The organism is Streptomyces sp. NPDC002795 (assembly GCF_042888725.1).
In the GTDB taxonomy this organism is placed as follows: Bacteria; Actinomycetota; Actinomycetes; order Streptomycetales; family Streptomycetaceae; genus Streptomyces.
Genome location: NZ_JBIAQB010000012.1, coordinates 74,422 through 100,993, shown reverse-complemented (window position 1 = coordinate 100,993; position 26,572 = coordinate 74,422). Strand labels below are relative to the sequence as shown.

The 26,572-nt window shown below is 70.2% G+C and carries 25 protein-coding genes; 6 read left to right on the top strand and 19 right to left on the bottom strand.

Annotation, left to right across the window (positions count from 1 at the left end; translation table 11 throughout):
* Nucleotides 1–43: 43 nt before the first annotated feature.
* The 7 genes from fbaA to ACFYWS_RS31725 form a co-directional block, all read right to left on the bottom strand.
* Complete coding sequence (gene fbaA, locus ACFYWS_RS31755) at nucleotides 44–1,075, bottom strand: class II fructose-bisphosphate aldolase (protein WP_389282181.1); 1,032 nt, start codon at nucleotides 1,073–1,075, stop codon at nucleotides 44–46.
* Nucleotides 1,076–1,243: 168 nt separating this feature from the next.
* Nucleotides 1,244–1,804: an orotate phosphoribosyltransferase gene (pyrE, locus tag ACFYWS_RS31750; protein ID WP_389282180.1), complete on the bottom strand. Its 561-nt coding sequence runs from the start codon at nucleotides 1,802–1,804 to the stop codon at nucleotides 1,244–1,246.
* A 47-nt stretch (nucleotides 1,805–1,851) separates the two neighbouring features.
* Nucleotides 1,852–2,646 (bottom strand): aldose 1-epimerase, encoded by a 795-nt coding sequence (locus tag ACFYWS_RS31745; protein WP_389282179.1) that lies wholly within the window; start codon nucleotides 2,644–2,646, stop codon nucleotides 1,852–1,854.
* 65 nt (nucleotides 2,647–2,711) lie between these two features.
* A complete protein-coding gene (locus ACFYWS_RS31740) occupies nucleotides 2,712–3,578 on the bottom strand; it encodes an SRPBCC family protein (protein ID WP_389282178.1) in 867 nt (288 codons plus the stop codon).
* Between the two features lie 1,032 nt (nucleotides 3,579–4,610).
* Nucleotides 4,611–6,137: a polyamine aminopropyltransferase gene (locus ACFYWS_RS31735; protein ID WP_389282176.1), complete on the bottom strand. Its 1,527-nt coding sequence runs from the start codon at nucleotides 6,135–6,137 to the stop codon at nucleotides 4,611–4,613.
* Between the two features lie 112 nt (nucleotides 6,138–6,249).
* Nucleotides 6,250–6,774: a DUF2617 family protein gene (locus tag ACFYWS_RS31730; RefSeq protein ID WP_389282175.1), complete on the bottom strand. Its 525-nt coding sequence runs from the start codon at nucleotides 6,772–6,774 to the stop codon at nucleotides 6,250–6,252.
* Between the two features lie 334 nt (nucleotides 6,775–7,108).
* Nucleotides 7,109–7,402 (bottom strand): hypothetical protein, encoded by a 294-nt coding sequence (locus tag ACFYWS_RS31725; protein ID WP_389282173.1) that lies wholly within the window; start codon nucleotides 7,400–7,402, stop codon nucleotides 7,109–7,111.
* A gap of 125 nt (nucleotides 7,403–7,527) precedes the next feature.
* Between ACFYWS_RS31725 and ACFYWS_RS31720 the strand changes: the two genes are divergently transcribed.
* The 3 genes from ACFYWS_RS31720 to ACFYWS_RS31710 all read left to right on the top strand — a co-directional run bounded on the left by ACFYWS_RS31720 (nucleotide 7,528) and on the right by ACFYWS_RS31710 (nucleotide 10,761).
* Nucleotides 7,528–8,730, top strand: coding sequence for a pyridoxal phosphate-dependent aminotransferase (locus ACFYWS_RS31720; RefSeq protein ID WP_389282171.1), 1,203 nt, complete (start codon nucleotides 7,528–7,530; stop codon nucleotides 8,728–8,730).
* Between the two features lie 97 nt (nucleotides 8,731–8,827).
* Nucleotides 8,828–9,388 (top strand): SigE family RNA polymerase sigma factor, encoded by a 561-nt coding sequence (locus ACFYWS_RS31715; protein ID WP_389282170.1) that lies wholly within the window; start codon nucleotides 8,828–8,830, stop codon nucleotides 9,386–9,388.
* Nucleotides 9,385–10,761, top strand: coding sequence for a PQQ-binding-like beta-propeller repeat protein (locus tag ACFYWS_RS31710; RefSeq protein ID WP_389282169.1), 1,377 nt, complete (start codon nucleotides 9,385–9,387; stop codon nucleotides 10,759–10,761). Before ACFYWS_RS31715 ends, ACFYWS_RS31710 begins: the two co-directional genes overlap by 4 nt.
* Before the next feature lie 64 nt (nucleotides 10,762–10,825).
* On the opposite strand, the gene ACFYWS_RS31705 is transcribed toward ACFYWS_RS31710, so the two are convergent.
* The 3 genes from ACFYWS_RS31705 to clpB form a co-directional block, all read right to left on the bottom strand.
* Nucleotides 10,826–11,365, bottom strand: coding sequence for a YbjN domain-containing protein (locus ACFYWS_RS31705; RefSeq protein ID WP_389282167.1), 540 nt, complete (start codon nucleotides 11,363–11,365; stop codon nucleotides 10,826–10,828).
* A gap of 128 nt (nucleotides 11,366–11,493) precedes the next feature.
* Nucleotides 11,494–13,170, bottom strand: a complete 1,677-nt coding sequence (locus ACFYWS_RS31700; RefSeq protein WP_389282165.1) for a recombinase family protein — start codon at nucleotides 13,168–13,170, stop codon at nucleotides 11,494–11,496.
* Nucleotides 13,171–13,334: 164 nt separating this feature from the next.
* On the bottom strand, nucleotides 13,335–15,947 hold the full coding sequence (gene clpB, locus ACFYWS_RS31695) for an ATP-dependent chaperone ClpB (RefSeq protein WP_389282164.1): 2,613 nt from the start codon (nucleotides 15,945–15,947) through the stop codon (nucleotides 13,335–13,337).
* Nucleotides 15,948–16,074: 127 nt separating this feature from the next.
* Between clpB and ACFYWS_RS31690 the strand changes: the two genes are divergently transcribed.
* Nucleotides 16,075–16,488 carry a pyridoxamine 5'-phosphate oxidase family protein gene (locus ACFYWS_RS31690; RefSeq protein WP_389282162.1) on the top strand — a complete coding sequence of 138 codons (414 nt, stop codon included), beginning with the start codon at nucleotides 16,075–16,077 and terminating at the stop codon, nucleotides 16,486–16,488.
* A gap of 110 nt (nucleotides 16,489–16,598) precedes the next feature.
* Here the strand turns inward: ACFYWS_RS31690 and ACFYWS_RS31685 are convergent, their stop codons facing one another.
* Nucleotides 16,599–16,955 carry a hypothetical protein gene (locus tag ACFYWS_RS31685; RefSeq protein WP_389282161.1) on the bottom strand — a complete coding sequence of 119 codons (357 nt, stop codon included), beginning with the start codon at nucleotides 16,953–16,955 and terminating at the stop codon, nucleotides 16,599–16,601.
* A complete protein-coding gene (locus ACFYWS_RS31680; protein ID WP_389282160.1) occupies nucleotides 16,952–17,152 on the bottom strand; it encodes a hypothetical protein in 201 nt (66 codons plus the stop codon). Before ACFYWS_RS31680 ends, ACFYWS_RS31685 begins: the two co-directional genes overlap by 4 nt.
* Nucleotides 17,153–17,280: 128 nt before the next feature.
* Between ACFYWS_RS31680 and ACFYWS_RS31675 the strand changes: the two genes are divergently transcribed.
* Together ACFYWS_RS31675 and ACFYWS_RS31670 are read left to right on the top strand one after the other, a co-directional pair.
* Entirely contained in the window at nucleotides 17,281–18,264 is a 984-nt protein-coding gene (locus tag ACFYWS_RS31675) for a helix-turn-helix transcriptional regulator (RefSeq protein ID WP_389282159.1), read from the top strand.
* Nucleotides 18,261–19,262, top strand: a complete 1,002-nt coding sequence (locus ACFYWS_RS31670; RefSeq protein ID WP_389282158.1) for a LuxR C-terminal-related transcriptional regulator — start codon at nucleotides 18,261–18,263, stop codon at nucleotides 19,260–19,262. Before ACFYWS_RS31675 ends, ACFYWS_RS31670 begins: the two co-directional genes overlap by 4 nt.
* Nucleotides 19,263–19,275: 13 nt before the next feature.
* Here ACFYWS_RS31670 and ACFYWS_RS31665 read toward each other — a convergent pair whose 3' ends face one another.
* From ACFYWS_RS31665 to ACFYWS_RS31635, 7 genes are all read right to left on the bottom strand, one after another.
* Nucleotides 19,276–20,400, bottom strand: coding sequence for a sugar ABC transporter substrate-binding protein (locus tag ACFYWS_RS31665; RefSeq protein ID WP_389282156.1), 1,125 nt, complete (start codon nucleotides 20,398–20,400; stop codon nucleotides 19,276–19,278).
* Nucleotides 20,401–20,589: 189 nt separating this feature from the next.
* A complete protein-coding gene (locus ACFYWS_RS31660; RefSeq protein ID WP_389282155.1) occupies nucleotides 20,590–21,111 on the bottom strand; it encodes a GNAT family N-acetyltransferase in 522 nt (173 codons plus the stop codon).
* Nucleotides 21,112–21,182: 71 nt separating this feature from the next.
* Nucleotides 21,183–21,644 carry a heat shock protein transcriptional repressor HspR gene (locus ACFYWS_RS31655; RefSeq protein WP_389282154.1) on the bottom strand — a complete coding sequence of 154 codons (462 nt, stop codon included), beginning with the start codon at nucleotides 21,642–21,644 and terminating at the stop codon, nucleotides 21,183–21,185.
* A gap of 5 nt (nucleotides 21,645–21,649) precedes the next feature.
* Entirely contained in the window at nucleotides 21,650–22,837 is a 1,188-nt protein-coding gene (dnaJ, locus tag ACFYWS_RS31650) for a molecular chaperone DnaJ (protein WP_389282153.1), read from the bottom strand.
* Between the two features lie 36 nt (nucleotides 22,838–22,873).
* Complete coding sequence (gene grpE, locus ACFYWS_RS31645; RefSeq protein WP_389282151.1) at nucleotides 22,874–23,530, bottom strand: nucleotide exchange factor GrpE; 657 nt, start codon at nucleotides 23,528–23,530, stop codon at nucleotides 22,874–22,876.
* Complete coding sequence (gene dnaK, locus ACFYWS_RS31640) at nucleotides 23,527–25,383, bottom strand: molecular chaperone DnaK (RefSeq protein ID WP_389282150.1); 1,857 nt, start codon at nucleotides 25,381–25,383, stop codon at nucleotides 23,527–23,529. The genes grpE and dnaK overlap by 4 nt, the downstream gene beginning before the upstream one ends.
* Before the next feature lie 181 nt (nucleotides 25,384–25,564).
* Entirely contained in the window at nucleotides 25,565–26,572 is a 1,008-nt protein-coding gene (locus ACFYWS_RS31635) for a glycosyltransferase family 4 protein (RefSeq protein WP_389282149.1), read from the bottom strand.

Sequence of the window (26,572 nt, the reverse complement as noted above, 5' to 3'; positions counted from 1 at the left end):
AAAGAACCAGCGGGAAGAACCAGCGGGCGAACCAGCGGGGGAACTACTTGATGCGCGTACCCGTCGAACGCAGGTTCTCGCAGGCCTGGACGATGCGGGCGGTCATGCTCGCCTCGGCCTTCTTGCCCCACACACGCGGGTCGTACGTCTTCTTGTTGCCGACCTCGCCGTCGACCTTCAGGACGCCGTCGTAGTTCTCGAACATGTGGCCCGCGATGGGCCGCGTGAAGGCGTACTGGGTGTCGGTGTCGAGGTTCATCTTCACGACGCCGTTCTCCAGCGCGGTGGTGATCTCCTCGACCGTGGAGCCCGAGCCGCCGTGGAAGACGAAGTCGAACGGCTTCGAGCCGGCCGGCTGCCCGTACTTCGCGGCGACGCCCTCGTTCAGGTCCTTGAGCAGGTCGGGGCGGAGCACGACGTTGCCCGGCTTGTACACGCCGTGCACGTTGCCGAACGAGGCGGCCAGCAGGTAGCGGCCCTTCTCGCCCAGGCCGAGCGCCTCGGCGGTGCGCAGCGCGTCGTCGACCGTGGTGTAGAGGTTGTCGTTGATCTCGTGCGAGACGCCGTCCTCCTCACCACCGGTCGGGGTGATCTCGATCTCCAGGATGATGTTCGCGGCCTTGGCCTTGGCGAGCAGCTCCTGGGCGATCTCCAGGTTGTCCTTCAGCGTCTCGGCCGAGCCGTCCCACATGTGCGACTGGAACAGCGGCAGGCCGCCGGCCTCGACGCGCTTGGCGGAGATGTCGAGCAGCGGACGCACGTAACCGTCCAGCTTGCCCTTGGGGCAGTGGTCGGTGTGCAGCGCGATCTTGTTGCCGTAGCGCGCGGCGGCGACGTGCGCGAACTCGGCGAGCGCCTCGGCGCCCACGACCATGTCCTTCACGCCCTGGCCCGAGAGGTACTCGGCGCCACCGGTGGAGATCTGGATGATGCCGTCGGACTCGGCCTCGGCGAAGCCCTGAAGCGCGGCGTTCAGGGTCTGCGTCGACGAGACGTTGATGGCCGGGTAGGCGAACTTCCCCGCCTTGGCCCGGTCGAGCATCTCGTTGTACTGGTCCGGGGTTGCGATGGCCATCTGCCGTCTCCTCGTAAAGCGCGGGATTGCGGGTGTGGTGGTCGTGGTTCTCGGTGACCCTCACCAAGCGTCAAAGGGGTGACATCATCGTCGACCCCATCTTTCCAGACTTGCGCGAATGCTCCAGCCCGGCGAAGGTCCCGGAGTTCCCGGGCCTCGGACAGGGCCTCAGTCCAGGCCGAGCTCGTCCTTCGAGAAGGCGAAGAGGTACGGCACCCCGGCACCCTCGGTGATCTTCTCGGCGGCACCGGTGGCCCGGTCCACGATGGTCGCGACGGCGACGACCTCGGCCCCGGCCTCGCGCACCGCCTGGACGGCCTCCAGCGGGGAACCGCCGGTCGTGGACGTGTCCTCGACGACGAGCACGCGACGCCCCTTGATGTCAGGGCCCTCGACCCGCCGCTGCATGCCGTGCGCCTTGGCGGCCTTGCGGACGACGAACGCGTCGAGCCGCTCGCCGCGCGCGGCCGACGCGTGCAGCATCGCGCCGGCGACCGGGTCGGCGCCCATGGTGAGGCCGCCGACCGCGTCGAACTCAAGCCCGTGCTCACCGGCCAGGTCGAGCAGCACCTGGCCCACCAGCGGGGCGGCCTCGCCGTCGAGGGTGACGCGGCGCAGGTCGACGTAGTAGTCGGCCTCGATGCCGGAGGAGAGGGTCACCTTGCCGTGCACCACGGCCTTGTTCTTGATCTGCGTCAGCAGCGCGTCGCGCACGTCGTTCGTCGTCATGCCTACGAGCTTAAGGGGGCCCGGTGGGGGCCCGGCGCGGACCCGTTTTACAGGTGGCTCCACGTCCAGGTCGTGCTCGTCTCCAGCGGCTCCACCGGGGTGACCAGGCGCGGCGCGGTGTTCAGGCCGTTCGGGGGGCCGGTCTGCGGTTCGACGCAGACGGCCGCGTCCTGCTCGTCGTAGACGACGACCCACTGCTCGGGGCTCTTCACCTCGACCTGGAGGGCGCCCGGCCAGGACAGCATGACGTCGACGCCACCGGGCATCCCGAAGCAGTCGTCCCAGGGGCCGGGGGTGGCCTCGATGCGCTTGCCGGTCGGCAGGTGGTCGGCGCCGCGCTCCTCCTGCCAGGCCGGGTCGAAGGCGATCTGCACGCTGCTGCCGCCGTCGGTGACCGTCCGGTTGAACCAGGGGTGCCAGCCGGCCTGCGCGGGGAAGGAATCGCCGTACGTCTCGATCCCCAGCGACAGGGTCAGCGAGTTCTCGGAGAGCGAGACGAGCTGCGTGACGCGTCCGCTGTACGGCCAGGGGTCGGTGAGGTCGTACGTGAAGGCGGCCTCGGTGCGGGTTTCGCGCGCGGTGGTCCACTCGGCGTTCCGGCCGAAGCCGTGGATGGCGTGCGGCGGGGAGTTCAGCGGCATCTGGTGGGTGTGCCCGCCGTCCCGGAACTGCCCGTCCTTGATGCGGCCGCACCACGGCACCATCGGAAAGCAGCCGTACTTCTCGCCCTGCCGCAGCAGTTCGGTACCGGAGATCTTCAGGCTGCTGATACGGCAGCCGTTGCCCGGCGCCACGGTTACTTCCGCGTCGCCCGCGGTCAGCGTCGTTTGCTGTGTCGTCACGATCACTGAGACTAGGCCGTTTCTGACGGTTCAGCAGACGGAAGGGAAGGGCCTTGGGGGTACGGCTACCGGCGCCTGCGCAGGACCCGGCCGACGACGATCGCCGAGGCGAGCGCGACGGCGGCCGCGGGGGCGGCCCAGCGCAGTGTCGCGCCGGCCGTGACGCCTTCGGGGGCGGGCACGGGGGCGTACCGGCCGCGCGGCGGCGCGTGGTCGACCTCCTCCGCGCTGCGGCCGATCATGGTGCGCCGGGCGTGCGCGGCGACCGGCTCCGCCGGGAGGTCGGATTCGGGCCCCGCGCGGTCCGCGTCGGGGTCGAGGGACGGCGGCGGGATCTCGGTGTCGTAGACGGAGGAGTGGTCTTCGGCGGGCGCGAGCGCCTCGGCTCCACGGGGGTCGCCGACCGAGCTGCTGCCCGAGCCCTCGACGGTGTCGTCGACGGGCCCGTCGCCCTCGCCCTCACGCGGGTCGTCCTCACCCGCGTCCTCGTCGGGGTCCGAACCCGGTTCCTGGCCGGTCGCGCCCAGGTTCTCCGCGAAACGGTTCAGCAGACGGTGGGCCGCCGCCGCCACGGCCTCGCGCGGCAGCTCAGCGACCCGGCCGTCGCCGGATCCGGTGCCGGAGAAGGTGACCGCGGAGCCGCCGGCCGACGCCGCGACCCGGGCGGTCAGGGCGAACTTCACGCCTCCCGCGCCGCGGGCCTCACGGCCTTCACCCGTCACGGCGAAGGAACCGTCCGCCGACTGCGTCACGGTCACGCTGCCGCGGTACGTGATGGTGTGCCCGCCGATACGCACCTTCAGACGACCACCGCCACCGCCACCGGCGGCATCGCGCTGGTAGCCGGGCAGGGCCCGGTCGACACGTTGGGAATCGCAGAGCACCGCCCGCAGTGACTCCGCCGGAACCGGAACGAACACCTCATGCTCCATGCCGCCGAGCCTAGCGACCTCATCGCTCACGTGTACCCCCTTCGCCCTCCACCTTCCGACTTTCCAACGCCCCGGGACGCTCCTGTGCTAGTGCCGTCGCGGCTGAGCGGGGGCCCGGCCCCGGGGCCGGATCCATGACGGCGGGAGCACCCCCGGCGCGGCCCCAGGACCCCGGCCCCCGCGCCGAAGACGGCAGGCACCAACCTGGCGCAGCCCGCAAAACCCCGGCCGCCCACACCGATAACGACAGGCACCACCCTCGGCACAGCCCCCAAAACCCCGGCCCCCGCGCCGAAGACGGCAGGCACCAACCTGGCGCAGCCCGCAAAACCCCGGCCACCCGCACCGATAACGACAGGCGCCACCCTCGGCACAGCCCCAAAGCCACGGCCCCGCCAACCCGTGACGGCAGGCGCCGGCCCCGACACCCACACCCATCGGCGACGGCGCCGCGCAACAAGCATCACCCCGGACAACCGAAGCCCCCGGAGGGGGCGGGCGGTGGTAGACAACCGAAGCCCGGCGCAGCCGAACCCACGCCGCCGCGAACCAACACCACAGGCACCACCCTCGACACAGCCCCAAAACCCCGACCCCCACACCGAAGACGACAGGCGCCACCCTCGGCACAGCCCCAAAACCCCGGCCCCGCCAACCCGTGACGGCAGGCGCCGGCCCCGACACCCACACCCGTCGGCGACGGCGCCGCGCAACAAGCATCACCCCGGACAACCGAAGCCCCCGGAGGGGGCGGGTGGGTGGGAGACAAGCGAAGCCCGGCGCAGCCCCAGGACCCCGACCCCCACACCGAAGACGGCAGGCACCAACCTGGCGCAGCCCGCAAAACCCCGACCCCCACACCGATAACGACAGGCGCCACCCTCGGCACAGCCCCAAAACCCCGACCCCCCGAACCCGTGACGGCAGGCGCCGGCCCCGACACCCACACCGAAGACGGCAGGCGCAGCCCCCGACACCGCCCCAAAACCCCGGCCACCCTCCAACCCGTAACCGCAGGCACCGCCCCCGCCCCTACCCCCCGTACCGCGGATGTATCAACGTCGACGGCACACCCCCCACCCCCGTACGCACCACCCGCTCACCCGCCGGAGGCCCCGGCCGTGTCCATCCCGCCAGTACGAACCCGACACCCCCGTCGCCGCGATACGCCACCACCCGCAACCCCGCGGAGCGCACCGTCGCGGCGCCCGTGCTCAGCGGCGCCGCGCCGCGCCCCACCCGCGCCACCACTCGCCCCCGGTCCGCGAGAACCCGCCCCACCAACCCGTAGAACTCCTGCGAGTACAGCTTCGTGCTCGCCGTGCTGCCGGGGTCGGGCAGATCGCACACCACCACGTCGTACGGCAGCACCCGCGGAGCGCCCCGCAGCCACGCGAACACGTCCCCCGTCATCACCCGCACCCGCGGATCCCCCAGCGATCGCCCGTTCAGCTCCCTCAGCCCCGGATCGGTCCGGGCCAGCCGCACCACCACCGGGTCGGGGTCGACGACGTCCACCCGCCGCACCCCGCGGGCACGCAGCACCTCACGCGCGGCGAGGCCGTCGCCCCCGCCGAGGATCAGGACCCGCGCGCGGGGACCGCCGTGCAGCGCGGGGCCGACGAGCTGCCGGTAGGGGCGACCCCGTTCGTGCCCGTCGACCCGCAACCGCCCGTCGAGAAAGAGCGACGTGGGGCGCCGCCCACCACCCGTGAGCACGACTTCCTGCACCCCGGTCTGCACGGCGACCCGCACATCCGCCCCGAACAGAGCGTGCCGCGCCGCCCGCTCGAAGTCGTCGACGAGGACCCAGGACGTGGCGAGCAGGCCGAGCACCGTGACGTTCGCGACGATCAGCAGCCGGCGGTCGCGCCGGCTCAGGTCCCGCCGGAACAGTCCGAGGACGAGCACCGCCCCCGCCACCGCGTTGACCGCCCCGGTGAGCAGCGCCCCGGTCAACTGCCCCAGCAGCGGCAACAGCAGAAAAGGAAACGCAAGGCCGCCCACCAGCGCACCCACATAGTCCGCCGCGAACAGATCGGCCACGGCCCCGCCCGCGTCCTGCCGTCGGATCCGCTGGATCAGCACCATCAGCAGCGGCACTTCCGCCCCGATCAGTACCCCGATGGCCAGCGAGAACCCGACGAGCAGCCAGCGCGGCCCGTCCTCCCAGGCCCCGCCCCAGTCCCCGGTCCACGCGAACACCGCGTACAGCACCATGGCGCTGCAACCGCCGACGAGCGCGAGCAGCGCCTCGATCATCCCGAAGCCGACCGCGGCCCGCAGCCGCAGCCGCTTGGCGGCGAGCGAACCGAGGCCCATCGCGAAGACCATGACGGAGAGCACGACGGAGGCCTGGGTGACCGAGTCGCCCATCAAGTACGAGGCGAGCGCGACCAGTTCGAGTTCGTACACGAGTCCGCAGGCCGCGCAGACGAAGACTCCCGCGAGGACGAGGACGCGGCCGGTGCCCGGCTTCACCGGGAGCGGGGACCGGACCGGGTCGCCCAAGGGCCGGGGGCGGCCCCGCGTCGTCACGGGTGGGTGCGGTTCGATCACCCTGGAACGCTACGTCACCGCCCGACTCCACCCGGTCACCCACACGTGTGGAACCGATGCACCGCAGGCCCACCCACGACCTGCACAGCCACCGCGAGCCGGGCTCGCGCCGCTACAGGGCGGCGGCCGCCGGCATCCGCGCGCCCACCCTGGTGCGGGTGGCGACCAACTGGCCGTCCTGCGGGTACGCGTGCCAGGTGCGCCAGTGCACCTGACCCTCGTACCGCTGGGCCAGCATCGCGGTGAAGGCATGCGGGCTGCCGGGGAAGACACCCGCAAGGCCGTTCGGGTGGTCGGCGACGAGCGCGAGCAACTCCTGTGCGCGGCCCGCGAATTGACCCGCCGTCAAATGCTCGACGCGGGCGGCGAATTCGTACTCCCAGTCGCCGAGGCTCTTCGCGACCCCCAGCGGGAGCGGCGTGCTGCTGCCAGGAATGCACGCCACGGTCTCCGAGCAGGTGCCGCGCTCCTCCTCGAGCAGCACCTGGTGAGAGGCCCCGAGCAGCCTCAACTGAAGCCTTGCGTCGTCGAGATCGAGGTCGAGTGTCGCGAGCGCGGGCAACGGCTCCCGGCCGAGGGCCCAGGCCAGATCGGCCGCACTCGTATCGCTGTAGGCGGTGTTCAGGGTCGTGAGCATGGGTCGGCTCCGCTAGCACGCAAAGGGAGGTGGGGCCGGCTGGGTCGAAGGGGCCGGCTCAGGCCCACGCGAACGCGATAACTACGTAGTACGAGGGCTGTGTTGACAGTTAAAGGGAATCATGGGGGACGACGCCATCACAGCGTTTTTACCCAACTTCGGAGGGTTTCCATCCCCTCGAGGGCAGCACAGCTCAACTGTTCAACTTCAACGAGCACTATTCGCGCCCGGCGCACAACCTACGAGGGCACACCCGGACAAGCGTGCGGCCCACGCGGACCGACTGCCCCGTGTCAGTCGCCTCCGCGCGGGCCGCACGCCCGGACCCGGCGCGTCAGCTTCCGCCGCCACCGCATCCACCGCCGCCGCCGCCACCACCACCGCACGACGAACCGCCGCCGCACGAGTTGCCGTGATGGCCGCCGCCGGAGTCACCGGACGAGGAACATCCGTAGCCACCACCGCCACCACCACTCGCGGCACCGCCACCGGCCCACCAGCTGCTCCGGCCGGCCCGGTTCTTCCTCAATGAGGTGCTGGATGAGCGGCCGCTGCCGCCCGCCCTGGCCGTCCCGAGCACGATGGCGACCACAATCGTCACGAAGACCACGATGAAGAAAATGTTCATCACCTGCCCTCCTCTCTCTTCCCCCGTATCCCCCGAGGGGCCGCCCCGTGCGGGCGTGACAGGGGGATGCCCCTGCCCGGAGCACGCCAAGCGGGAGTTGAGGAAGTCCAGAGGTTCGGCGCAGGATGACCGGCATGACCTCCAGCGCACGCCCCCTGCTCAACCGCCGCCTCGCCGAGTTCGGGACGACGATCTTCGCCGAGATGTCCGCGCTCGCCGTGCGGACCGGCGCCATCAACCTCGGCCAGGGCTTCCCCGACACCGACGGCCCCGAGCAGGTGCGCGAGGCCGCGGTACGGGCGCTGCGCGCGGGACACGGCAACCAGTACCCGCCGGGCCCCGGCATCCCCGAGCTGCGCACCGCGATCGCCGCCCATCAGCAGCGCCGCTACGGCATGGAGTTCGACCCCGACCGCGAGGTCCTGGTCACAGCGGGCGCCACGGAGGCCATCGCCGCCTCCCTCCTCGCCCTCGTCGAACCCGGCGACGAGGTCATCGCCTTCGAGCCGTACTACGACTCGTACGCGGCGAGCATCGCCCTCGCGGGCGGCACCCGCGTCCCGGTGACGCTGAGGCCGACCACTGACGGGGACGCGTCCTTCCGCCTCGACCTCGACGAACTGCGCGACGCGATCACCCCCCGCACCCGCCTCCTCCTCATCAACACCCCGCACAACCCCACCGGCACCGTCCTCAGCCGCGCCGAGCTGACCGCCATCGCCGAACTCGCCGTCGAACGCGACCTCCTCGTCGTCACCGACGAGGTCTACGAACACCTCACCTACGGCGACGCCGAACACATCCCGCTCGCCACACTCCCCGGCATGCGCGAACGCACGGTCACCATCGGCAGCGCCGGCAAGACGTTCTCGTTCACCGGATGGAAGGTCGGCTGGGTCACCTCGACCCCCGAACTCGTCACGGCGGTCCGCTCGGCGAAGCAGTTCCTGACGTACGTCTCCGCGGGCCCCTTCCAGTACGCGGTCGCGGAGGCCCTCGCCCTCCCCGACACGTACTTCTCCGACTTCCGCGCCACCATGACCGCCAAGCGCGAACTGCTCGCGACCGGCCTCGAAGACGCCGGCTTCACCGTCTTCCGCCCCCAGGGCACCTACTTCATCACCACCGACATCCGCCCCCTCGGCTTCGACGACGGCTTCGAATTCTGCCGCGCCCTCCCCGAACGCTGCGGCGTCGTCGCCGTCCCCAACGCCGTCTTCTACGACGACCGCACCGCGGGGGCCCCCTACGTACGCTTCGCGTTCTGCAAGCAGGACGACGTACTGAGCGAGGCGGCGGCGCGGCTCGCCAAGGTGCGTACGCGGTAGGGCGGTTCACGGCGGCCCGTTGAAGAAAGCCTGCGCAGCAGGCATAGATGTCCCGTGCTCCGCGCGTCCTTGTGGGCGTCAGAGAACGGGAGGGCCCATGGACCCGCAGGATCAGCTGAGATTCCGGGACTTCGTCGACGCCAGGTGGGGCACCCTGCTCCGCCTGGCGAACCTGCTCACCGGCGGCGACCGGCACGAGGCCGAAGACCTCGTACAGACCGCGTTGATGAAGGCGCTGGGGCACTGGCGGCGCATCGACGACCCCGAGGGGTACGTCCGCAAGGTGATGTACCGGCACCAGGTCAGCCGCTGGCGGCTGCGCCGGCCGCACCGCGAACCGACGTTCGACGCGTCGCGCACGGTGTGGCGCGAAGCGGGCACGGCCGACGGCACCGCCGACGCCGACCTGCGGATCACCATGGCCGGAGCGCTGGCCCGGCTGACCCCGCGCCAGCGCACGATGCTCGTCCTGCGCTACTTCGAGGACCTGTCCGAGAGCGAGGTGGCGGCCGCCCTCAGCTGCTCGGTCGGCACCGTACGCAGCACCACCCACCGCTCCCTCGCCCGGCTGCGCACACTCGCGCCGGAACTCGACGCCCGGCGCCCCGCCACCGCGGCCGACCCGAAGAACACCGCGCCGAAGGGAGTCCACGCATGAATGCCGACCAGCTCGACCGCACGCTCCGGGACGTCCTCCACACCTGGACCCCCGAAAGCCCGGGCGCGCCCACGGACATCGCCGACCGTCTCGTACGCCGCCGCAAGCGCCGCACCGCACTGCGCGTCACCGGCGCGACCCTCGGCCTCACCGCCCTCGCCTTCGGCACCGTCCTCGTCACCGGCACGGGCGGCGACGACCGGCCGCCGACGCCGGCCAACCACGTCAGCCGGGAGGGCAAGCTGCGCTGGCACACCACGCTGCCGGGCAAGACCACATGGGACGCCTGCGCCACGGGCCCCGCAGCCGTGTACTGCCGGGGCGCCGGGTACGACGGCATCGGCGTCGACACCCGTACGGGAAAGGTCGTGTGGCAGCGCAAGGCCGCGCACCCCAACAGCGACAGCACCCCGTCGGGCTCGCTCCCCGGCGTCCGCGACGGAATCCTCTACTCCTACGCCGACCACGCCCCGGGAACGTCGAACCCCGGCACCGACGTCGTCGCCATCGACGTCGAAAGCCGCAAGGTGCTCTGGAAGCACGAGCTGGCCGACGACAGCCGCGACGCGGACTCCGCCGTGCTCTTCGACGGCGGCGTCCTCGCCAACACCCCCACGTTCAAGAGCACTGCGGCCCTCGACCCCAGGACCGGCCGCACGCTGTGGACGCACCAATGGAAGCAGGCCGACTGCACCGCCGCCGCGATCGGCGGCGTACCGCACCTGATGTGCTCACCGGACAGCGAGAAGGCGCCGCAGCGCAGCACCGTCGTCCGCCTCGACCCGGCGACCGGCCGCCCGCACACGGTCGCGACGGTCAAGGGCCCGGCGTCCTACATCGGCAGGGACGGCGACACGGTGCTGCTCAGCGCCATGGCCGGAAACCAGAAGTTCTTCGGCGACCCCGGCCCCATCGACCTGATCCGTGTCGACACGGGCACCGAGAAGGTGACGCGGCACCGCGCCGACGGGCCGCGCGGCGGCGTGATCGCGGACGGCACCATGCTCGTGGTCCGCAAGGGCGGCACGGTCCTCGCGTGGTCGGCCGCCGACGGGAAGCAGCTGTGGGCGAGCGAGTCCGGCCTCCGGCTCCGCAAGGACCCCACCGGCCGCGACATGTACGAACTGGCCTCCGACGCCGCGGTGAACCTCACCGACCGGGTCGCCTACTTCCTCGACCCGACCGGGAACGTGGTGGGCCTCGACCTGGACAGCGGCGCGGTGCGCTGGCGCGGCAAGGTGAAGCTGCCCGAGCGCCCCGTGCAGGGCGGTGTCGCCCCGGAACTGATGACCGAGGGACGCCACGGCCTCATCGGCCAGGTCGACGGCGAACTGTTCCGCATCGACCCGAAGCCGACGCCTGCGGCACCGTAGCCACGACGAGAGCCCGGTCGGTCGACCGGGCTCTCACGCCGTACATCGGATACAGCTCACAGACTCACTCGGAGTCGTTGCCGTCCTCCGGCTTCTCCGCGGAGTCGACCTCGGCCTCCAGGCCGAGCTGCTCCACGAGCCACCGGTCGAACTCGATCGCGGCGCGCACCCAGCTGACCGTCGACGACACGAAGTGCTCCAGCGAGACCCCGGTGCCGATCAGCATCTGCGCCTCGCCGATGAGGCGGACGGTGCCGTCGTCGTGGGTGTGGCTGTAGACCTTCGGCCACAGGGTGCGGCGGTTCCAGTCGTCGATCGACTCGAGCAGCTGCGGCTTGATCTCGATGCCGTGCGGCCGGTCGTAGAACGTCCGCACCGAGAAGACCTGCTGGTCACCCTCGCCGCGGAACATGAAGTACGTACGGAACTCCTCCCACGGCGCCGCGAGGTCACCCTCTTCGTCGGTGACGTACTTGAGCTCCATCTGCTCCAGAAGCTGCTTGACCAGGTCCTGGTCGGGAACGACGGGACCGGCCGGTCCCTCGCCCTCCTGCGGGTCGGGCTGTCCCCCGAAGTTGGGAATCGAGGACGGGTCGATAGACAAGATTCCTGCTCCTGACACTGTGGTTTCGGCCCATCGTACGGACCGTCCCTTGCGGCCAAGGGTGCCCGGTGCGATGCCTTGGCAGTGCCAGCCTTGCATCTTTGGGCCGATTCTGAAATGTGAGCCGGTTACGCGTCCAGCCGCTCCCGGGCAACGTCCACAGCCACTCTCCGAAACGGCCACAGCTCCGCGCCCAGCCCCCGCTCCGCCCGGAGGCCCACGAGGAACGCACGCGCGCCCGCTTCGGGATCGTCGGCGAACCGGGCGAGGACGCTGCCGCACTCGACCGAGGGCAGGAGGTGCTCCGGCAGGTGGCCGAACAGCTCCTGACCCGTCCGCTGTCCCCGCACGAAGTACGTGACTCCGGCGTCCCTCAGCAGTGCGGCGCGGCCCGTCCAGTCGTCAAGCCTCTGCCAACGCTGCCCGTAGGTCTCGCCACAGGCTTCCTCGATCCAGCGTGGCCGGATCACCGGCTCCTTTTCCAGAACCGCCAGGGTTCGCGACGTTTCGTCGAGCTTCCGGGTCAGCGCCGCGACGGCGGCCGGGCTCTCCGCGGTCGCGACAGCGGCGGCAAGGTTGTGGAGCGCCTTCCGTAGTTCGGTGATCGTCGCCGACCGGTCGCGCCCTGGCACCAGCGTGCGCTTCATGATGTCCCGGTCACCCAGACGATCCAGGAAGTCCTGCTCCACGCGTTCGTGCAATCCCGCCACCTGCCAGGACCCCGGCAGTTCGCATCGCGGGCCGTCCGCCGTGGTCCTGCAGTTGTAGTACTCAAGGCTGGAAGTCCCGCCGCCCTTCAGTCTGTTGCGCTGCTCCCGCACATGCATGGGTGCACCGCAGAAGCAGCGGACGATGCCCGCCAGCGGAGTCCTGGACCGTGTTCTGGCCGCCACCGCCGCGGACATGACCGCACTGTGTTCGGTCGTGAGAGCGCCCTGAAGCGCGGTGAACTCCTGCCGCGTGAGGAGCGGGTCGGCCCACCTCACGGCCGCACCGTCCGCACCGACGACGGGCCGGGACCGATGCATCATCACCCCCATGAGCGCCTCTGAACGAAGCATGTCGCGCAACGGTGTGACGGCCCAGAAGCCTCCGCTCTCGGCCTTGCGTTCGTGCTCCGGACGCTCGGCATTCTGCACGCGACGCTGATGATCGCGGGCCGTCGGCACACCGCGCTCGTTCCAGTCGCGGATGACGGCGTACACCGTGCAAGAACCGCCGACGAGGCGTTCAAAGGCCTCGCGTACAAGTGGTGCAGTCACCGGGTCCGGGACAAGACGTTTACGGCGTTCGCCTTTGAACTCGAAGGCGACGGCGCGATATCCATACGGCCAGATCCCGCCGTTCCACAGTTTGTTGTCACGAAAGTAGGCGGTACGGCCGAGCTGTTTCTCCTGCACAGCGCGGCGGTACTTGGCCGCCTGCGCCGCCTTGATGCCCGCGACCATCCGGCCGTCCTCGGTGCCGATGTCGAAGGAGGGGTCATCGAGCACGACGACGCTCTTCCCGTTCTTCAGCACCCAGTCAACGAACTGCCACCAGTGCATGTCGTCCCGCGTGATGCGGTCCTGGCTCGTGACCATCAGCGCGTCCCACTCGTGGACCAGAGGCGCACGCAACCATTTGCCGAGACTGGCCCTCTGGTCCAGGTTGACCGCCCCGGACACTGTCGAGTCGACGACCCTGCCCACTTCTTCGTACACCCCGGAGCACAGGGCCACGCTGAGCTCCTCGTCCTGGCGGAGAAGAGCCGACGACGATTCGGTGTCGCGGCTGATGCGTTGGACTGCGAGAACACGGCGCACGGGTGGACTCCCCTTGAAGTGCAGCGGATCTCGCGACCATGCAGGAGTCCGCATCAACGCGGAGTCGAACATCACGTCTTACGCCCGTACGAGCGACACGGGCACCTGCTGCCGCCTTCGCGCGGTTCCCGCTCCACAAAGTGCGGGAACCGCGCGATCAGGCCTTACAGCCTCTTCCCCGCCCCCGGCCCCACCATCAACCCGTCGCCGGCCGCGTCGACGCGGACCGTGTCGCCGTCCTTGACCTCGCCGGAGAGGATCTCCTTCGCGAGGCGGTCGCCGATCGCTGTCTGGATCAGGCGGCGCAGGGGGCGGGCGCCGTAGGCGGGGTCGTGGCCCTCGTTGGCGAGCCAGGTCAGGGCCTCGTCGGAGACGTCCAGGGTGATGCGGCGGTCGGCGAGGCGCTTGGCGAGGCCGGTCAGCTGGAGGCGGGCGATGCGGGACAGCTCGTCCTTGTCCAGGGCCGAGAAGACCACCAGGTCGTCGAGGCGGTTGAGGAATTCGGGCTTGAAGGACGCGCGGACGACCTCCAGGACCTGTTGCTTCTTCTCCTCCGCCGACGTCGTGGGTTCCACCAGGTACTGGCTGCCCAGGTTCGACGTCAGGACCAGGATCGTGTTGCGGAAGTCGACCGTGCGGCCCTGGCCGTCGGTGAGGCGGCCGTCGTCGAGGACCTGGAGGAGGATGTCGAAGACCTCGGGGTGGGCCTTCTCGACCTCGTCCAGGAGGACCACCGAGTACGGGCGGCGGCGGACCGACTCGGTGAGCTGGCCGCCCTCCTCGTAGCCGATGTAGCCGGGAGGGGCGCCCACGAGGCGTGCCACCGAGTGCTTCTCGCCGTACTCCGACATGTCGATGCGGATCATGGCCCGCTCGTCGTCGAAGAGGAAGTCGGCCAGAGCCTTGGCCAGTTCCGTCTTGCCTACGCCCGTGGGGCCGAGGAAGAGGAACGAGCCGGTCGGACGGTCCGGGTCGGCGATGCCCGCCCGGGTGCGGCGGACCGCGTCGGAGACCGCGCGGACCGCTTCCGACTGGCCGATGAGGCGCTTGCCGAGCTCGTCCTCCATGCGCAGGAGCTTGTGCGTCTCGCCCTCCAGGAGGCGGCCTGCCGGGATGCCGGTCCAGGAGGCGACGACGTCGGCGATGTCGTCGGGGCCGACCTCCTCCTTGACCATGAGGTCCCGGGAGGCATCGGTCTTGGACGCCTCCTCCTCCGCCTCGGAGGCCTCTTCCAGGTCGCGTTCGAGCGTCGGGATCTCGCCGTAGAGGAGCTTGCTCGCGGTGTCGAAGTCACCGTCGCGCTGGGCGCGTTCGGCCTGGCCGCGCAGTTCGTCGAGCTTTTCCTTGAGTTCACCGACGCGGTTGAGGGACTGCTTCTCCTTCTCCCAGCGGGCGGTGAGGCCGCGCAGCTCCTCCTCCTTGTCGGCGAGGTCGCGGCGGAGCTTGTCCAGGCGGTCGCGGGAGGCCGGGTCGGTCTCCTTGGCGAGGGCCATCTCCTCCATCTTGAGGCGGTCGACCGAACGCTGGAGCTCGTCGATCTCGACCGGGGAGGAGTCGATCTCCATACGGAGTCGGGAGGCCGCTTCGTCGACGAGGTCGATGGCCTTGTCGGGGAGGAAGCGGGAGGTGATGTAGCGGTCGGAGAGCGTCGAGGCCGCGACGAGGGCGCTGTCGTTGATCTGGACCTTGTGGTGGGCCTCGTAGCGGCCCTTGAGGCCGCGGAGGATCGCGATGGAGTCCTCGACGCTCGGCTCGGCGACCAGGACCTGCTGGAAGCGGCGTTCCAGGGCGGGGTCCTTCTCGATGCGCTCGCGGTACTCGTCGAGCGTGGTCGCGCCGACCATGCGCAGTTCGCCGCGGGCGAGCATCGGCTTGAGCATGTTGCCCGCGTCCATGGCGGAGTCGCCGCCGGCGCCCGCGCCGACGACGGTGTGCAGCTCGTCGATGAACGTGATGATCTGGCCGTCGCTCTCCTTGATCTCGGAGAGGACGGTCTTGAGGCGTTCCTCGAACTCGCCGCGGTACTTGGCGCCCGCGACCATCGCGCCGAGGTCGAGCGAGACGAGCTTCTTGTCCTTGAGGGATTCCGGTACGTCGCCCTTGACGATGCGCTGGGCGAGGCCCTCGACGACGGCGGTCTTGCCGACGCCGGGTTCGCCGATGAGCACCGGGTTGTTCTTGGTGCGGCGGGACAGGACCTGGACGACGCGGCGGATCTCCTGGTCGCGGCCGATGACCGGGTCGAGCTTGCCCTCGCGGGCGGCCTCGGTGAAGTCCGTACCGAACTTCTCCAGCGCCTTGTAGGACCCTTCGGGGTCGGGTGTGGTCACCCGGCGCCCTCCCCTGCTCTTGGTGAATGCGTCGACCAGCTTCTTCGCACTGGCCCCGTTCTGTGTCAGCACGTCGGCGGCTGCGCCGCCCTTGGCCGCGATGCCGATGAGCAGGTGTTCCGTGGAGAGGTACTCGTCGCCGAGCTCCTTGGCGCGCTCGGAGGCGTCGGCGATGACGGCGAGCAGTTCGCGGCCCGGCTGGGGCGGCGCGACCGTGGATCCCGTCACGCTGGGCAGCGCCGCGAGCGCCCGCTCGGCGCCCGCCCTGACCTGCGCCTGGTCGGCGTCGACCGCGGCGAGGAGGTCGGTGATGTTCTCGTTGTCCTGGCCCTCCAGAAGGGCGAGGAGCAGGTGGGCCGGGGTCAGATCCGGGTGGCCCCCGGACACGGCCCGGCTGCTTGCCGCGTTGATCGCGTCGCGGCTCCGGTTCGTCAGCTCGGCGTCCACGTGCCTGTTCTCCTCCATGTACTAGGGAAACTCACTGTGACTCGTCCAACGTGCACAAAGTTGAGTCTATTCCACTCAAGGCCGACCAGGGAAAGGGGCCGGTCCCCTCTGGGATAGGTTCCCGTTCATGGCCAAGCGCATCGACCTCGACGCCCCCGGATCCGCCTTTCTCAGCTTCTGGCGGGAACGGCATCTGTGCACGCTGACGACGCTGCGCGCGAACGGCACGCCGCATGTGGTCCCGGTCGGGGTGACGTACGACGCCGAGGCGCGGGTCGCCCGTGTCATCACGGGCAAGGGCACCAGGAAGGTCGCCCACGCCCTTGAGGGGTCGGGATTCGTCGCGGTGTGCCAGGTCGACGGCAGGCGCTGGGCGACGCTGGAGGGGCGGGCGACGGTGCGTACGGACCCGGAGCGTGTCGCGGACGCCGAGCGTCGCTATGCCGAGCGTTATGCGCGGGCGCCCCGGCCGAACCCGGACCGGGTGGTCATCGAGATAGCGGTGGACCGGGCCACGGCGAACGTTCCCGACGTCGCCTGATCCGCACGACCCCGTGGAACGGCCGCAGCGGCGCCACCGTGTTCAGGTACACGGTGACGCCGCTACAGGGGGGAAGCGCCTGCGCGATCTACAACGACGGGGGTATCGCGTCAGGCACTGCGGGGGGTGGCCGAGGTGCTGGCGTGGTGGGACTGCGAGCCGGCCTCCGAACGGGGGTCCGCCTCGCCGACCAGTTGGTGGTCCCGCTGGTCGAGGTTCACGAAAATCATCCCGTACCGGACGACCGTGCGTACCGGCTGTGGAGCGCCGCGCGGGCGGCGCAGGCAGCGGTAGGCCCTGATGTCGTCGCCCTCGCGGACCACGATGACGGGCTCTCCGAAGAGGGTGACCATGAGGGAGTCACCGGAGTTCGGAACCGCGGTCACGAGGTCGATGGTGTGCCAGCCGGAGCGGTAGGCGATCGCCATCTCCCGGCGTAATGACCGGTCGTCGGGCGGGGTGATCATTCGCCGCCGCCTCCGGTCACGGGAGCGACTCCCCACGCGACGTCGTCGGCGCCGGCCACGGTCGAGACGCTCTGCGTACCGACCTGATCAGAGCCCCAGGCGACATCGCCGGGCGTAGCGGCTCCGGCGGTGCCGAGCGCCAGCGCAACAGCCGCGACCGCCGCGCCGAGCACTGAGCGAAGCATTCTCTTACTCATGTCGGCTTCGTCCTTACTTGATGGCTTCTTCTCCCCCGCACCACAGACGATGACTCATTCGGGCACATGGAAACCACAGCGGCGATGCATCATGTTCCTGCACGTTCAGGACCCTGGGGGGTGGAGATTTGCCTAGAAGCAGCTCAAAAGCGACGCATCCTCATCCGGTCACTGAGCTGTGCCCGGAGGGGGAGCGCCTTTACGCCAGCGCGCTGAGCGCCGGCCGTGTCGCGCGCGCCGAGATCGAGTCAGCTCCCTGCCTGCTGGAATTCGCGCTCCTGCACCCGGATCCGGATGACGCGGACTGGCTCCGCCCGGTTCCGCCCTCGGTCGTACTGTCCCAGCGGTTACAGCCCATAGAGCGGGAGATCCACGACCGGCGGGAGCTGTCCGGCGAACTCACCGCCGCTTTCCAGCCGTTCATGGCCATCAGTGCCCAGATGCCCGCGACGACGCACGCCATCACGGTGCTGGAAGGCGGCGGCCGGATCAAGGCGGCGCTCGACAAGGCCATCGCGGAGAGCCGCACGGAGGTGCTGACCGTGCAGCCGGGCGGCGGTCGCAGCGAGCATCTGCTGATCGAGGCCCTGGAGCGCAGCCGGCCCCTCATCGAGCGCGGCATCTCGATGCGCACGCTGTATCAGCACACGGTCCGATACAGCCAGAACACCTTCGCGTACATGGACAAGATGGCGGGTGCCAGGGTAGAGATCAGGACGCTCGAGGAACTCATCGAGCGGCTCATCATCTGCGATCACGACGTAGCGTTCATCCCGGCCGAGGCCGGCAACAGCATGGCGCTCGAACTGCGCCACCCCGGCCTCGTCCAGTACCTGATCAATGTCTTCGACCACATGTGGCGGCGTGCCACCCCGCTGCAGGAAGACGTCTCCTACGAGTCGACTCCCGAAGGGATCACCGGTGTTCAGCGCTCCATCGCCACACTGCTCATCGAAGGGCATGTCGACGAGGCCATCGCCCGTCGGCTCGGCATGAACGTGCGCACCTGCCGCGCCCACATAGCGAAGATCGCCGCGGCTCTCGGCAGCGGCAGCCGGGCCCAGCTCGGCTATCTGATCGCCCGGTCCGGGATGCTGGAGCAGGATTCGTGACGGCCGAACCGCACACCGGACGCCAGGTGGATCCCCATGGCCACGGCGCGGAGGAGCTGTGCCAGGAGGGCTCGGAGCTGTACGCCCGTGCGCTGCGCGAGGGCCGCGTCCACAAGCGCGACACCGAACCGGCGCCGTGCCTGCTGCGCTTCGGCCTCCTCGTGCCCGCCGACGACGATCCGACGACCCTGCGACCGGTGGCCCCGGCGGTCGCGCTGCCGCGTCTTCTCGGTTCGTACGAGGAGGAGATCGTCCGGCAGCGGCGGCGCAGTTCGCGGCTCGCCGACCAGTTCGCGCCGCTGATCGCGCTGGAGACGCAGCGCGCCTCGGTGCCCAGTACGCCCATGTTCCGTGTCCTGATGGGGTTCCAGCGGATCAACGAGGCGATCGACGAGGCCGCGGGCGAGGCCTGTCTTGAGCTGCTGACCATCCAGCCGGGCGGCCGGCGGCCGCCGCGGGGGCTCGCCGCGGCGCTCCCCCGCGAGCAGGCCCTCCTCAGCGGCGGCGGCCGGATGCGCACGCTGTACCAGCACACGGCCCGGCACTCCCCCGCCGTCACGGCGCACTACGAGCAGCTCGTCGGCGACGTCCAGGTCCGCACGCTCGACGAGGTCACCGAGCGGCTCGTCATGCTGGACCGCACGGTCGCCTTCATCCCCGCGAACCCGGACCGCACGGTGGCCCTGGAGGTCCGCCACCCGGCGCTGATCACCTACCTGGCCACGACGTTCGAGCGCCTGTGGCAGCTGGCCACGCCGATGTTCCCGCAGGCGGCCGTCGAGGAGCTGACGGCGGACGGCGTGACGACGCGCCAGCGCACGATCGCGACGCTGCTCATCGAGGGCCACACGGACGCGGTGATCGCGGAGCGGCTCGGCATGAACATCCGCACGGTCCGCGTGCACATCGCGAAGCTGGCGGCGACGCTCGGCAGCGACAGCAGGGCCCAACTGGGCTATCTGATCGGCCAGTCGGGCATCCTGGAGGACGCGGACTAGGGCGTGCGGGCGGTCACTTCAATCCGGCCTCCGCGCACGCCTGTGCGTACCTCGGCGTGCAGATCTGCGACAACTTGAAGATCTTGTCCTTGACGACGGTGCTCTTGATGTTGTCCTTGGTGAGCGCGACGACGCTGACGCTCGCCGTCCTGATCTGCTTGTCGGTCGGGCTGTCGGTGCGGTCCATCGCCAGCGCCTCGAACTCGATGTCGCGGCCCTGCGAGATCCGTACGGCCATCTCGGCGGCGGTCTGCGCCTCGTCGGGGTACGGCTTGTAGACGCTCATGTACTGCTCGCCGCCGAGGATCCGCTGTACGGCGGCGAGTTCGGCGTCCTGCCCGGTGATCGGCGGCATCTCGCTGACACCGGCCTCCTTCAGGGCCGCGATCACGCCGCCCGCCATCCCGTCGTTGGCGACGTACACGCCCGCGATGTCGTCCACGCCGAGCGCGTTGATGGCCTGCTCCATGTTGGCCTTGGCGTTGGACGGCTTCCAGCCCTCGGTGTCGTACGACTTCGCGACGGTCACGGCGTTGCCGAGCTCCGCGCGGGCGGCGGCCTTGAACTGCGCGGCGTTGGGGTCGCTGGGCGAGCCGTTGATCATCACGACCTTGTCGCTCTTGGTGGCCTTGGCGCCACCGAGGGCGGAGATCAGCGCCTTGCCCTGGGTCTGGCCGACGAGCTCGTTGTCGAAGCCGACATAGGCGTCCACGGGCCCCTGCGCGAGCCGGTCGTACGCGATGACGTGGATCCCCGCGTTCTTCGCCTTGCGCACGGCCGGGGCGATGTCCTTGGCGTCCACGGCGTCGACGACGACCGTGTCGACCTTCGCGGCGATCATCTCCTGCATCTGCTCGCGCTGGAGCGCCGCGTTCCCCTTGGCGTTGGCGTAGACCAGCTCCCCCTGGCCGCCGGTCAGCTTCGCCACCTGACGCTCGAAGATGGGGTGGTCGAACTTCTCGTAGCGGGCGGTCTCCTTCTCCGGGAGCAGCAGACCGATCTTGACATCGTTGCCCTTGGTGGTGGACGCGCTGGGTCCGTTGTCGTCGCCCGGCAGCACACCACCGCAGGCCGAGAGCGAGACGACCAGGACGGATGCGGCGCCGGCCATGGCGGCGCAACGCATACGCGTGTTCATGTGCGGATACCTCCCTGACGTGGCCGCGACGGTGCGGCCGAGGTGGCTCGAAGCCAACTCGCCCGCCCATTGACCGTCAAGAGGTGAAGCCACACCGCAACGAAATCGGGTCCATTACTTCTTCACATGAAGCCGAAGACGGCGAATACCGGACACCTTCGCAAGGTACCCAAGACCTTCACAGGATCCTCAGGCCTGGAACTCCGTCAGATCGATCGCGTACAGGCTGTGACCCTCCACCCTGCCGGGCAGCGGCGTCATCCCCAGCTTGTGGAGAACTTTCTCCGAAGAGGTGTCGTTCTCCGCGGTGACCGCCACGACCCGGTCGATGCCCCGGTCCTGAACCGCGAACTCCAGCGTGGCCTGCGCCGCCTCCGAGGCGTACCCCTGGCCCCAGAACTGTCGCGCGAGCCGCCACTGGATGCCGATCTGCTCCGCCACCTGCGGCGGGGCGTCGGGAACGTACAGGCCGACGGCACCCGCCAGTTCGCCGGAGCCGAGGAGTTCCACGGCGAAGACCCCGAAGCCCTCGTCGTCCCACTCCTCCTCCCAGCGCTCGATGTCCTCGGCGGTCTCGTCGAGGGAACGCGGGGCGCCGTCGCCGATGCGGCTCATCACGGCCGGGTCGGCCTGGATCTCGGCGAGCGGGGCGAGGTCGTCGTCCGGCAGCCAGCGGCGCAGGAGGAGGCGGGGGGTGCGGATCTCGGTCATGGCTCCATCCTGCGGCATACGAAAGGGCCCCGGAGACAACGCCTCCGGGGCCCTTCACGCATGAGTGCCGGCTACTGCTCGGACGACCGCTTCGGCCGCCACACCACCAGCGCGCTCGTCTGCTGGACCTCCTGGTACGGGACCAGGTCCCGGCGGTACGAGGCGTGCACCGCCGCCTCGCGCTGCTGGATCGCGGAGGCCGCGCTGTCCACTGCCGAGGAGAGCTCGGCCACGCGGGACTGCAGCGCGGCGACCTGGTTCTCCAGCTCGATGATGCGCTTGATGCCGGCCAGATTGATGCCCTCGGCCTGCGACAACTGCTGCACCGCACGGAGCAGTTCGATGTCGCGGGCCGAGTAGCGCCTGCCTCGCCCGGCCGTGCGGTCGGGCGAGACCAGGCCGAGCCGGTCGTACTGGCGCAGGGTCTGTGGGTGCAGGCCGGACAGCTGTGCCGCCACCGAAATGACGTACACCGGCGTCTCGTCGGTCAGTTCGTACGGGTTGCTTCTCCGACGACCGGGCTGCCCGTCCATCACACTCACGCTCCCTTCGCGGCCTTGAACAGTTCTGCCCGCACGTCGGTGTCCTCAGTCGCCTTGCGGTACGACTCGAGCGCCGAACGGGCGTCCTCCGACAGGTCCTTGGGGACGTCCACCTCGACGGTCACCAGCAGGTCCCCGCGCGTGCCGTCCTTGCGGACGGCACCCTTGCCGCGGGCCCGCATCGTCCGCCCGTTCGGCGTGCCCTCGGGCAGCTTCAGGGTGACGGCGGGGCCGCCGAGCGTGGGCACCTTGACCTCGGCGCCGAGCGCCGCCTCGGTGAACGTCACCGGGACGGTGACGGTGAGGTTGTCGCCCTTGCGGCCGAAGACCGGGTGGGCGTCGACGTGCACGACGACGTACAGATCGCCCGCGGGGCCGCCCCGTTCACCGGGTGCGCCCTTGCCGCGGAGCCGGATGCGCTGGCCGTCGGAGACCCCCGCGGGGATCCTGACCTGCATGGTGCGCGAGGACTTCGCCCGCCCGCTGCCCTTGCAGGCATCGCACGGTGTCTCGGCGATCAGGCCGCGGCCCTTGCAGTCCACGCACGGGTCGGTGAGGGAGAAGCCGCCACCGCCGCCCCGCGAGACCTGTCCCGTACCGACGCAGGTCGGGCACACGCGCGGTGTGCCGTTCGCGTCGCCGGTGCCGGAGCACGCCTTGCAGGGGGCCTGGGAGGACATCCGCAGCGGGACCGTGGCCCCGTCCACCGCCTCGGTGAAGCTGAGCGTCACCTCGGACTCGATGTCCTGGCCCCGGCGCGGCTGCGTACGCGTACCCGCGCCCGCGCCGCCCCGGTTGAACAGGCCACCGAACACATCGCCGATGCCGCCGCCGAAGCCGCCCTGCCCCGCCTGGCCCTGGGCGCCGCCTCCGAAGAGGTCGCCCAGGTCGAAGTTGAACGAGCCGTTGCCGCCGGCGCCGCCGGGTCCCGGTCGGAACCCGCCGCTGCCGAACAGGGCGCGCGCCTCGTCGTACTCCTTGCGCTTCTTGGGGTCACCGAGGATGTCGTTCGCCTCGGAGATCTCCTTGAAGCGCTCCTCCGCCTTGTCGTTGCCCTTGTTGGCGTCGGGGTGGTTCTCGCGGGCGAGCTTGCGGTACGCCTTCTTGATCTCGGCGTCGGTGGCGTCCTTGGGGACGCCGAGGACCTTGTAGTAGTCCTTCTCGATGAAGTCCTTGGTGCTCATCGGCCTCGACGTCCCTCCTTACCCGTGTGTGTGACGTCAGCCCTCTTCCGGGCCACCGTTCTCCTTCTCGGCATCCTTGTCGGCTGCCTCGTCCGCCTTCGCGCCCGGCTGCGGCTCGGCCACGGCCACCCGCGCGGGGCGGATGGTGCGCTCGCCGATCCGGTAACCCGGCTGAAGGATCGCCACGCAGGTCGTCTCCGTGACGTCCGGCGCGTAGGAGTGCATCAGGGCCTCGTGCACGGTCGGGTCGAAGGGCTCGCCCTCCTTGCCGAACTGCTGAAGGCCCATCTTCGCGGCGACCGTCTCCAGGGATTCGGCCACCGACTTGAAGCCGCCGACGAGCTCGCCGTGCTCCCGGGCACGGCCGATGTCGTCGAGAACGGGAAGCAGCTCGGTCAGGAGGTTCGCGACAGCGACCTCCTTGACCGTGACGCGGTCCCGCTCCACACGGCGCCGGTAGTTCTGGTATTCGGCCTGCAGCCGCTGGAGGTCCGTGGTGCGCTCGTTGAGCGCGGTACGCACCTGGTCCAGCTGCGCGGTGAGGGCAACGTCCGATACGGAAGCTGAGTCCCCGGCCGGGGCCGCCCCCTCCTTGTCGGAGGGAGCGGCCTGCGGCTCGGCGTCGTCGGGGGTGGCGCCGGAGGGGACGTCAGGCTTCTCGTTCTCCTCGAAGCCCGGGGTCTCCTCCGTCACGCGGCACCGTCCTTGCGGTCCTTGTCCTCGTCGACGATCTCGGCGTCCACGACGTCGTCGTCGGCCTTGGCGTCACCCTGCGGGGCGTCGCCCTGCGGGGCCTCGGCGCCACCGGCGGCCTGGGCGTCGGCGTACATGGCCTGGCCCAGCTTCTGCGAGACGGCGGCGACCTTCTCGGTGGCGGTGCGGATCTCGGCCGAGTCCTCGCCCTTGAGCTTCTCCTTCAGCTCGGTGAGCGCCTCCTCGACCTCGGTCTTCACCTCGGCGGGAACCTTCTCCTCGTTGTCCTTGAGGAACTTCTCCGTCTGGTAGACGAGCTGCTCGCCCTGGTTGCGGGACTCGGCGGCCTCGCGGCGGGCGTGGTCCTCGTCCGCGTACTTCTCGGCCTCTTCGCGCATCCGGTTGACCTCGTCCTTCGGCAGCGAGGAGCCACCGGTGACGGTCATCTTCTGCTCCTTGCCCGTGCCGAGGTCCTTGGCCGTGACGTGCATGATGCCGTTGGCGTCGATGTCGAAGGCGACCTCGACCTGCGGGACACCGCGCGGGGCCGGCGGCAGACCGGTCAGCTCGAACATTCCGAGCTTCTTGTTGTACGCCGCGATCTCGCGCTCGCCCTGGTAGACCTGGATCTGCACCGACGGCTGGTTGTCCTCGGCCGTCGTGAAGATCTCGGAGCGCTTGGTCGGGATCGTGGTGTTGCGCTCGATGAGCTTCGTCATGATCCCTCCCTTGGTCTCGATACCGAGGGACAGCGGGGTCACGTCGAGGAGCAGGACGTCCTTGACCTCGCCCTTGAGGACACCGGCCTGGAGCGCGGCGCCGATGGCGACGACCTCGTCCGGGTTGACGCCCTTGTTGGCCTCGTTGCCCGCGGTCAGTTCCTTGACCAGCTCGGCGACGGCCGGCATACGGGTCGAACCACCGACGAGAACGACGTGGTCGATCTCGGAGAGGTTGATGCCCGCGTCCTTGATGACGTTGTGGAACGGCGTCTTGCAGCGCTCCAGAAGGTCCGACGTGAGCTGCTGGAACTGGGCGCGCGTGAGCTTCTCGTCCAGGTGCAGCGGGCCCTCGGCGGACGCCGTGATGTACGGCAGGTTGATCGTGGTCTCCGTGGAGGAGGACAGCTCGATCTTCGCCTTCTCGGCGGCCTCGCGCAGGCGCTGCAGCGCCATCTTGTCCTTGCCCAGGTCCACGCCGTGGCCGTTGTTGAACTGCTTGACCAGGTAGTCGACGACGCGCTGGTCCCAGTCGTCACCGCCGAGCTGGTTGTCGCCGTTCGTGGCCTTCACCTCGACGACGCCGTCGCCGATCTCCAGGAGCGAGACGTCGAAGGTGCCGCCACCGAGGTCGAAGACCAGGATGGTCTGGTCGTCCTTGTCCAGGCCGTAGGCCAGGGCCGCGGACGTCGGCTCGTTGACGATGCGCAGGACGTTCATGCCCGCGATCTCGCCGGCTTCCTTCGTCGCCTGCCGCTCGGAGTCGTTGAAGTAGGCCGGGACGGTGATGACCGCGTCCGTGACCTTCTCGCCGAGGTAGGACTCCGCGTCGCGCTTCAGCTTCTGCAGGATGAACGCGGAGATCTGCTGCGGGTTGAAGTCCTTCCCGTCCAGGTCGATCTTCCAGTCGGTGCCCATGTGGCGCTTCACCGAGCGGATGGTCCGGTCCACGTTCGTGACCGCCTGGCGCTTCGCAACCTCGCCGACCAGCACTTCGCCGTTCTTCGCGAAAGCGACGACGGACGGCGTGGTCCTGGCGCCCTCGGCGTTCGCGATGACGGTGGGCTCACCGCCCTCCAGAACGCTGACGACGGAGTTAGTCGTGCCCAGGTCGATGCCGACCGCACGTGCCATTTCGATTCCTCCAGCTACCTACTTGAGTGGAACTGACTCAAGACTGCAACACCCGCCCCCTCGGCGTCAACAGACCTGAGTCCCGCCCACTCAAGTTTTATCCTGCCCTTATCGGCAAACCACTGGAGGCAAGCCTCTGACCTGGGATTTCATAAAGCTCCAGGGGCTCGTACGGAGCTGATTACGCTACGAGCGAGGCGTAGAGGCACTCGGTGCGCTCGGTCCACACGGCTTCCCCGTACCGCTTCGCGTACACCGCGCGGCAGTGCTCCCGCAGCGTCGGGAAGATCTTGGCGGCCACGTCGAGCGCGTCGGGAAGGTGCGCGTCCAGGGTGGTGACCGTGCCCGTGCCCTCGGACCGTACGGCACGCGGCACCGCCGACGCCCCGGCCCCCTCGAAGGCCAGCACCGGCAGCCCCGCCGCGAGCGCCTCCGCGTACACGAGCGGCACCACCCCGCGCGCCCCCCGCCCCGGCAGCACGATCCCCCGGTACCCCCCGAACGCCCGCCTCAGCGCCCCCCGCCCCACGGCCCCGCACATCCGCACCGACGCGGGCGCCGCCGCCCGGCACCGCCCCTCCAGCGGCCCGGCCCCGACCACGTCGAGCCGCTCACCCGCGGGCCAGCGGCGGAGCAGTTCGAGCACACCCCGCTCCGGCGCGAGCGGGGCGACGCACACCCAGGCGTCCCCTGCCCCGCCGGCCTCGACCTCGGGCCCGGGCTCCGGTTCCGATCCCGGTTCCACGACGGTGGGCACGAAGTCGGGCACCACGTCGAGGCGTTCCCGGGGCAGCCCGGCGCGCGCGCACGCGTCCCGGCTCGCCTCCGAGAGGACCACGAGGCGGTCGGCCCGCCGCAGCAGCGGGTCCTGCCGCAGCCCGCCGCGCGCCGCCCACGGGAACTGCAGCGCGGCGAACCGGGAGCCGCGGTGGGGCCCGTGCCGCAGGGTGGCGACCACCGGGCCCGTCCACTCGGTGACCCAGGCGCGGCCGAAGGCGGGGTACAGGTTGTGGACGTGCACGACATCCGGGCCGAACGCGCGCAGGGCGGCGAGGGGGCCGCGGCCGCGCCCGTTCACCGAGACGAGGCGCACCTCGTGTCCGGCGCGGGTGAGCGCGGCGATCTGGTCGAGGACGGCCTCGTCCTCGCCGCCCGGTGCGCCGAAACCGTGGACGACGGCGATCCTCAT

Bases quoted from the DNA above. Each gene is read 5' to 3' on its own strand.
- pyrE (WP_389282180.1), bottom strand. From the start codon at position 1,804: ATGACGACGAACGACGTGCGCGACGCGCTGCTGACGCAGATCAAGAAC.
- ACFYWS_RS31690 (WP_389282162.1), top strand. From the start codon at position 16,075: ATGGCCAAGCGCATCGACCTCGACGCCCCCGGATCCGCCTTTCTCAGC.
- ACFYWS_RS31710 (WP_389282169.1), top strand. From the start codon at position 9,385: ATGAATGCCGACCAGCTCGACCGCACGCTCCGGGACGTCCTCCACACC.
- ACFYWS_RS31685 (WP_389282161.1), bottom strand. From the start codon at position 16,955: ATGATCACCCCGCCCGACGACCGGTCATTACGCCGGGAGATGGCGATC.
- ACFYWS_RS31730 (WP_389282175.1), bottom strand. From the start codon at position 6,774: ATGCTCACGACCCTGAACACCGCCTACAGCGATACGAGTGCGGCCGAT.
- dnaJ (WP_389282153.1), bottom strand. From the start codon at position 22,837: ATGAGCACCAAGGACTTCATCGAGAAGGACTACTACAAGGTCCTCGGC.
- ACFYWS_RS31635 (WP_389282149.1), bottom strand. From the start codon at position 26,572: ATGAGGATCGCCGTCGTCCACGGTTTCGGCGCACCGGGCGGCGAGGAC.
- fbaA (WP_389282181.1), bottom strand. From the start codon at position 1,075: ATGGCCATCGCAACCCCGGACCAGTACAACGAGATGCTCGACCGGGCC.
- ACFYWS_RS31740 (WP_389282178.1), bottom strand. From the start codon at position 3,578: ATGGAGCATGAGGTGTTCGTTCCGGTTCCGGCGGAGTCACTGCGGGCG.
- ACFYWS_RS31680 (WP_389282160.1), bottom strand. From the start codon at position 17,152: ATGAGTAAGAGAATGCTTCGCTCAGTGCTCGGCGCGGCGGTCGCGGCT.
- ACFYWS_RS31715 (WP_389282170.1), top strand. From the start codon at position 8,828: ATGGACCCGCAGGATCAGCTGAGATTCCGGGACTTCGTCGACGCCAGG.
- ACFYWS_RS31655 (WP_389282154.1), bottom strand. From the start codon at position 21,644: ATGGACGGGCAGCCCGGTCGTCGGAGAAGCAACCCGTACGAACTGACC.
- ACFYWS_RS31720 (WP_389282171.1), top strand. From the start codon at position 7,528: ATGACCGGCATGACCTCCAGCGCACGCCCCCTGCTCAACCGCCGCCTC.
- ACFYWS_RS31660 (WP_389282155.1), bottom strand. From the start codon at position 21,111: ATGACCGAGATCCGCACCCCCCGCCTCCTCCTGCGCCGCTGGCTGCCG.
- ACFYWS_RS31725 (WP_389282173.1), bottom strand. From the start codon at position 7,402: ATGAACATTTTCTTCATCGTGGTCTTCGTGACGATTGTGGTCGCCATC.
- ACFYWS_RS31665 (WP_389282156.1), bottom strand. From the start codon at position 20,400: ATGAACACGCGTATGCGTTGCGCCGCCATGGCCGGCGCCGCATCCGTC.
- dnaK (WP_389282150.1), bottom strand. From the start codon at position 25,383: ATGGCACGTGCGGTCGGCATCGACCTGGGCACGACTAACTCCGTCGTC.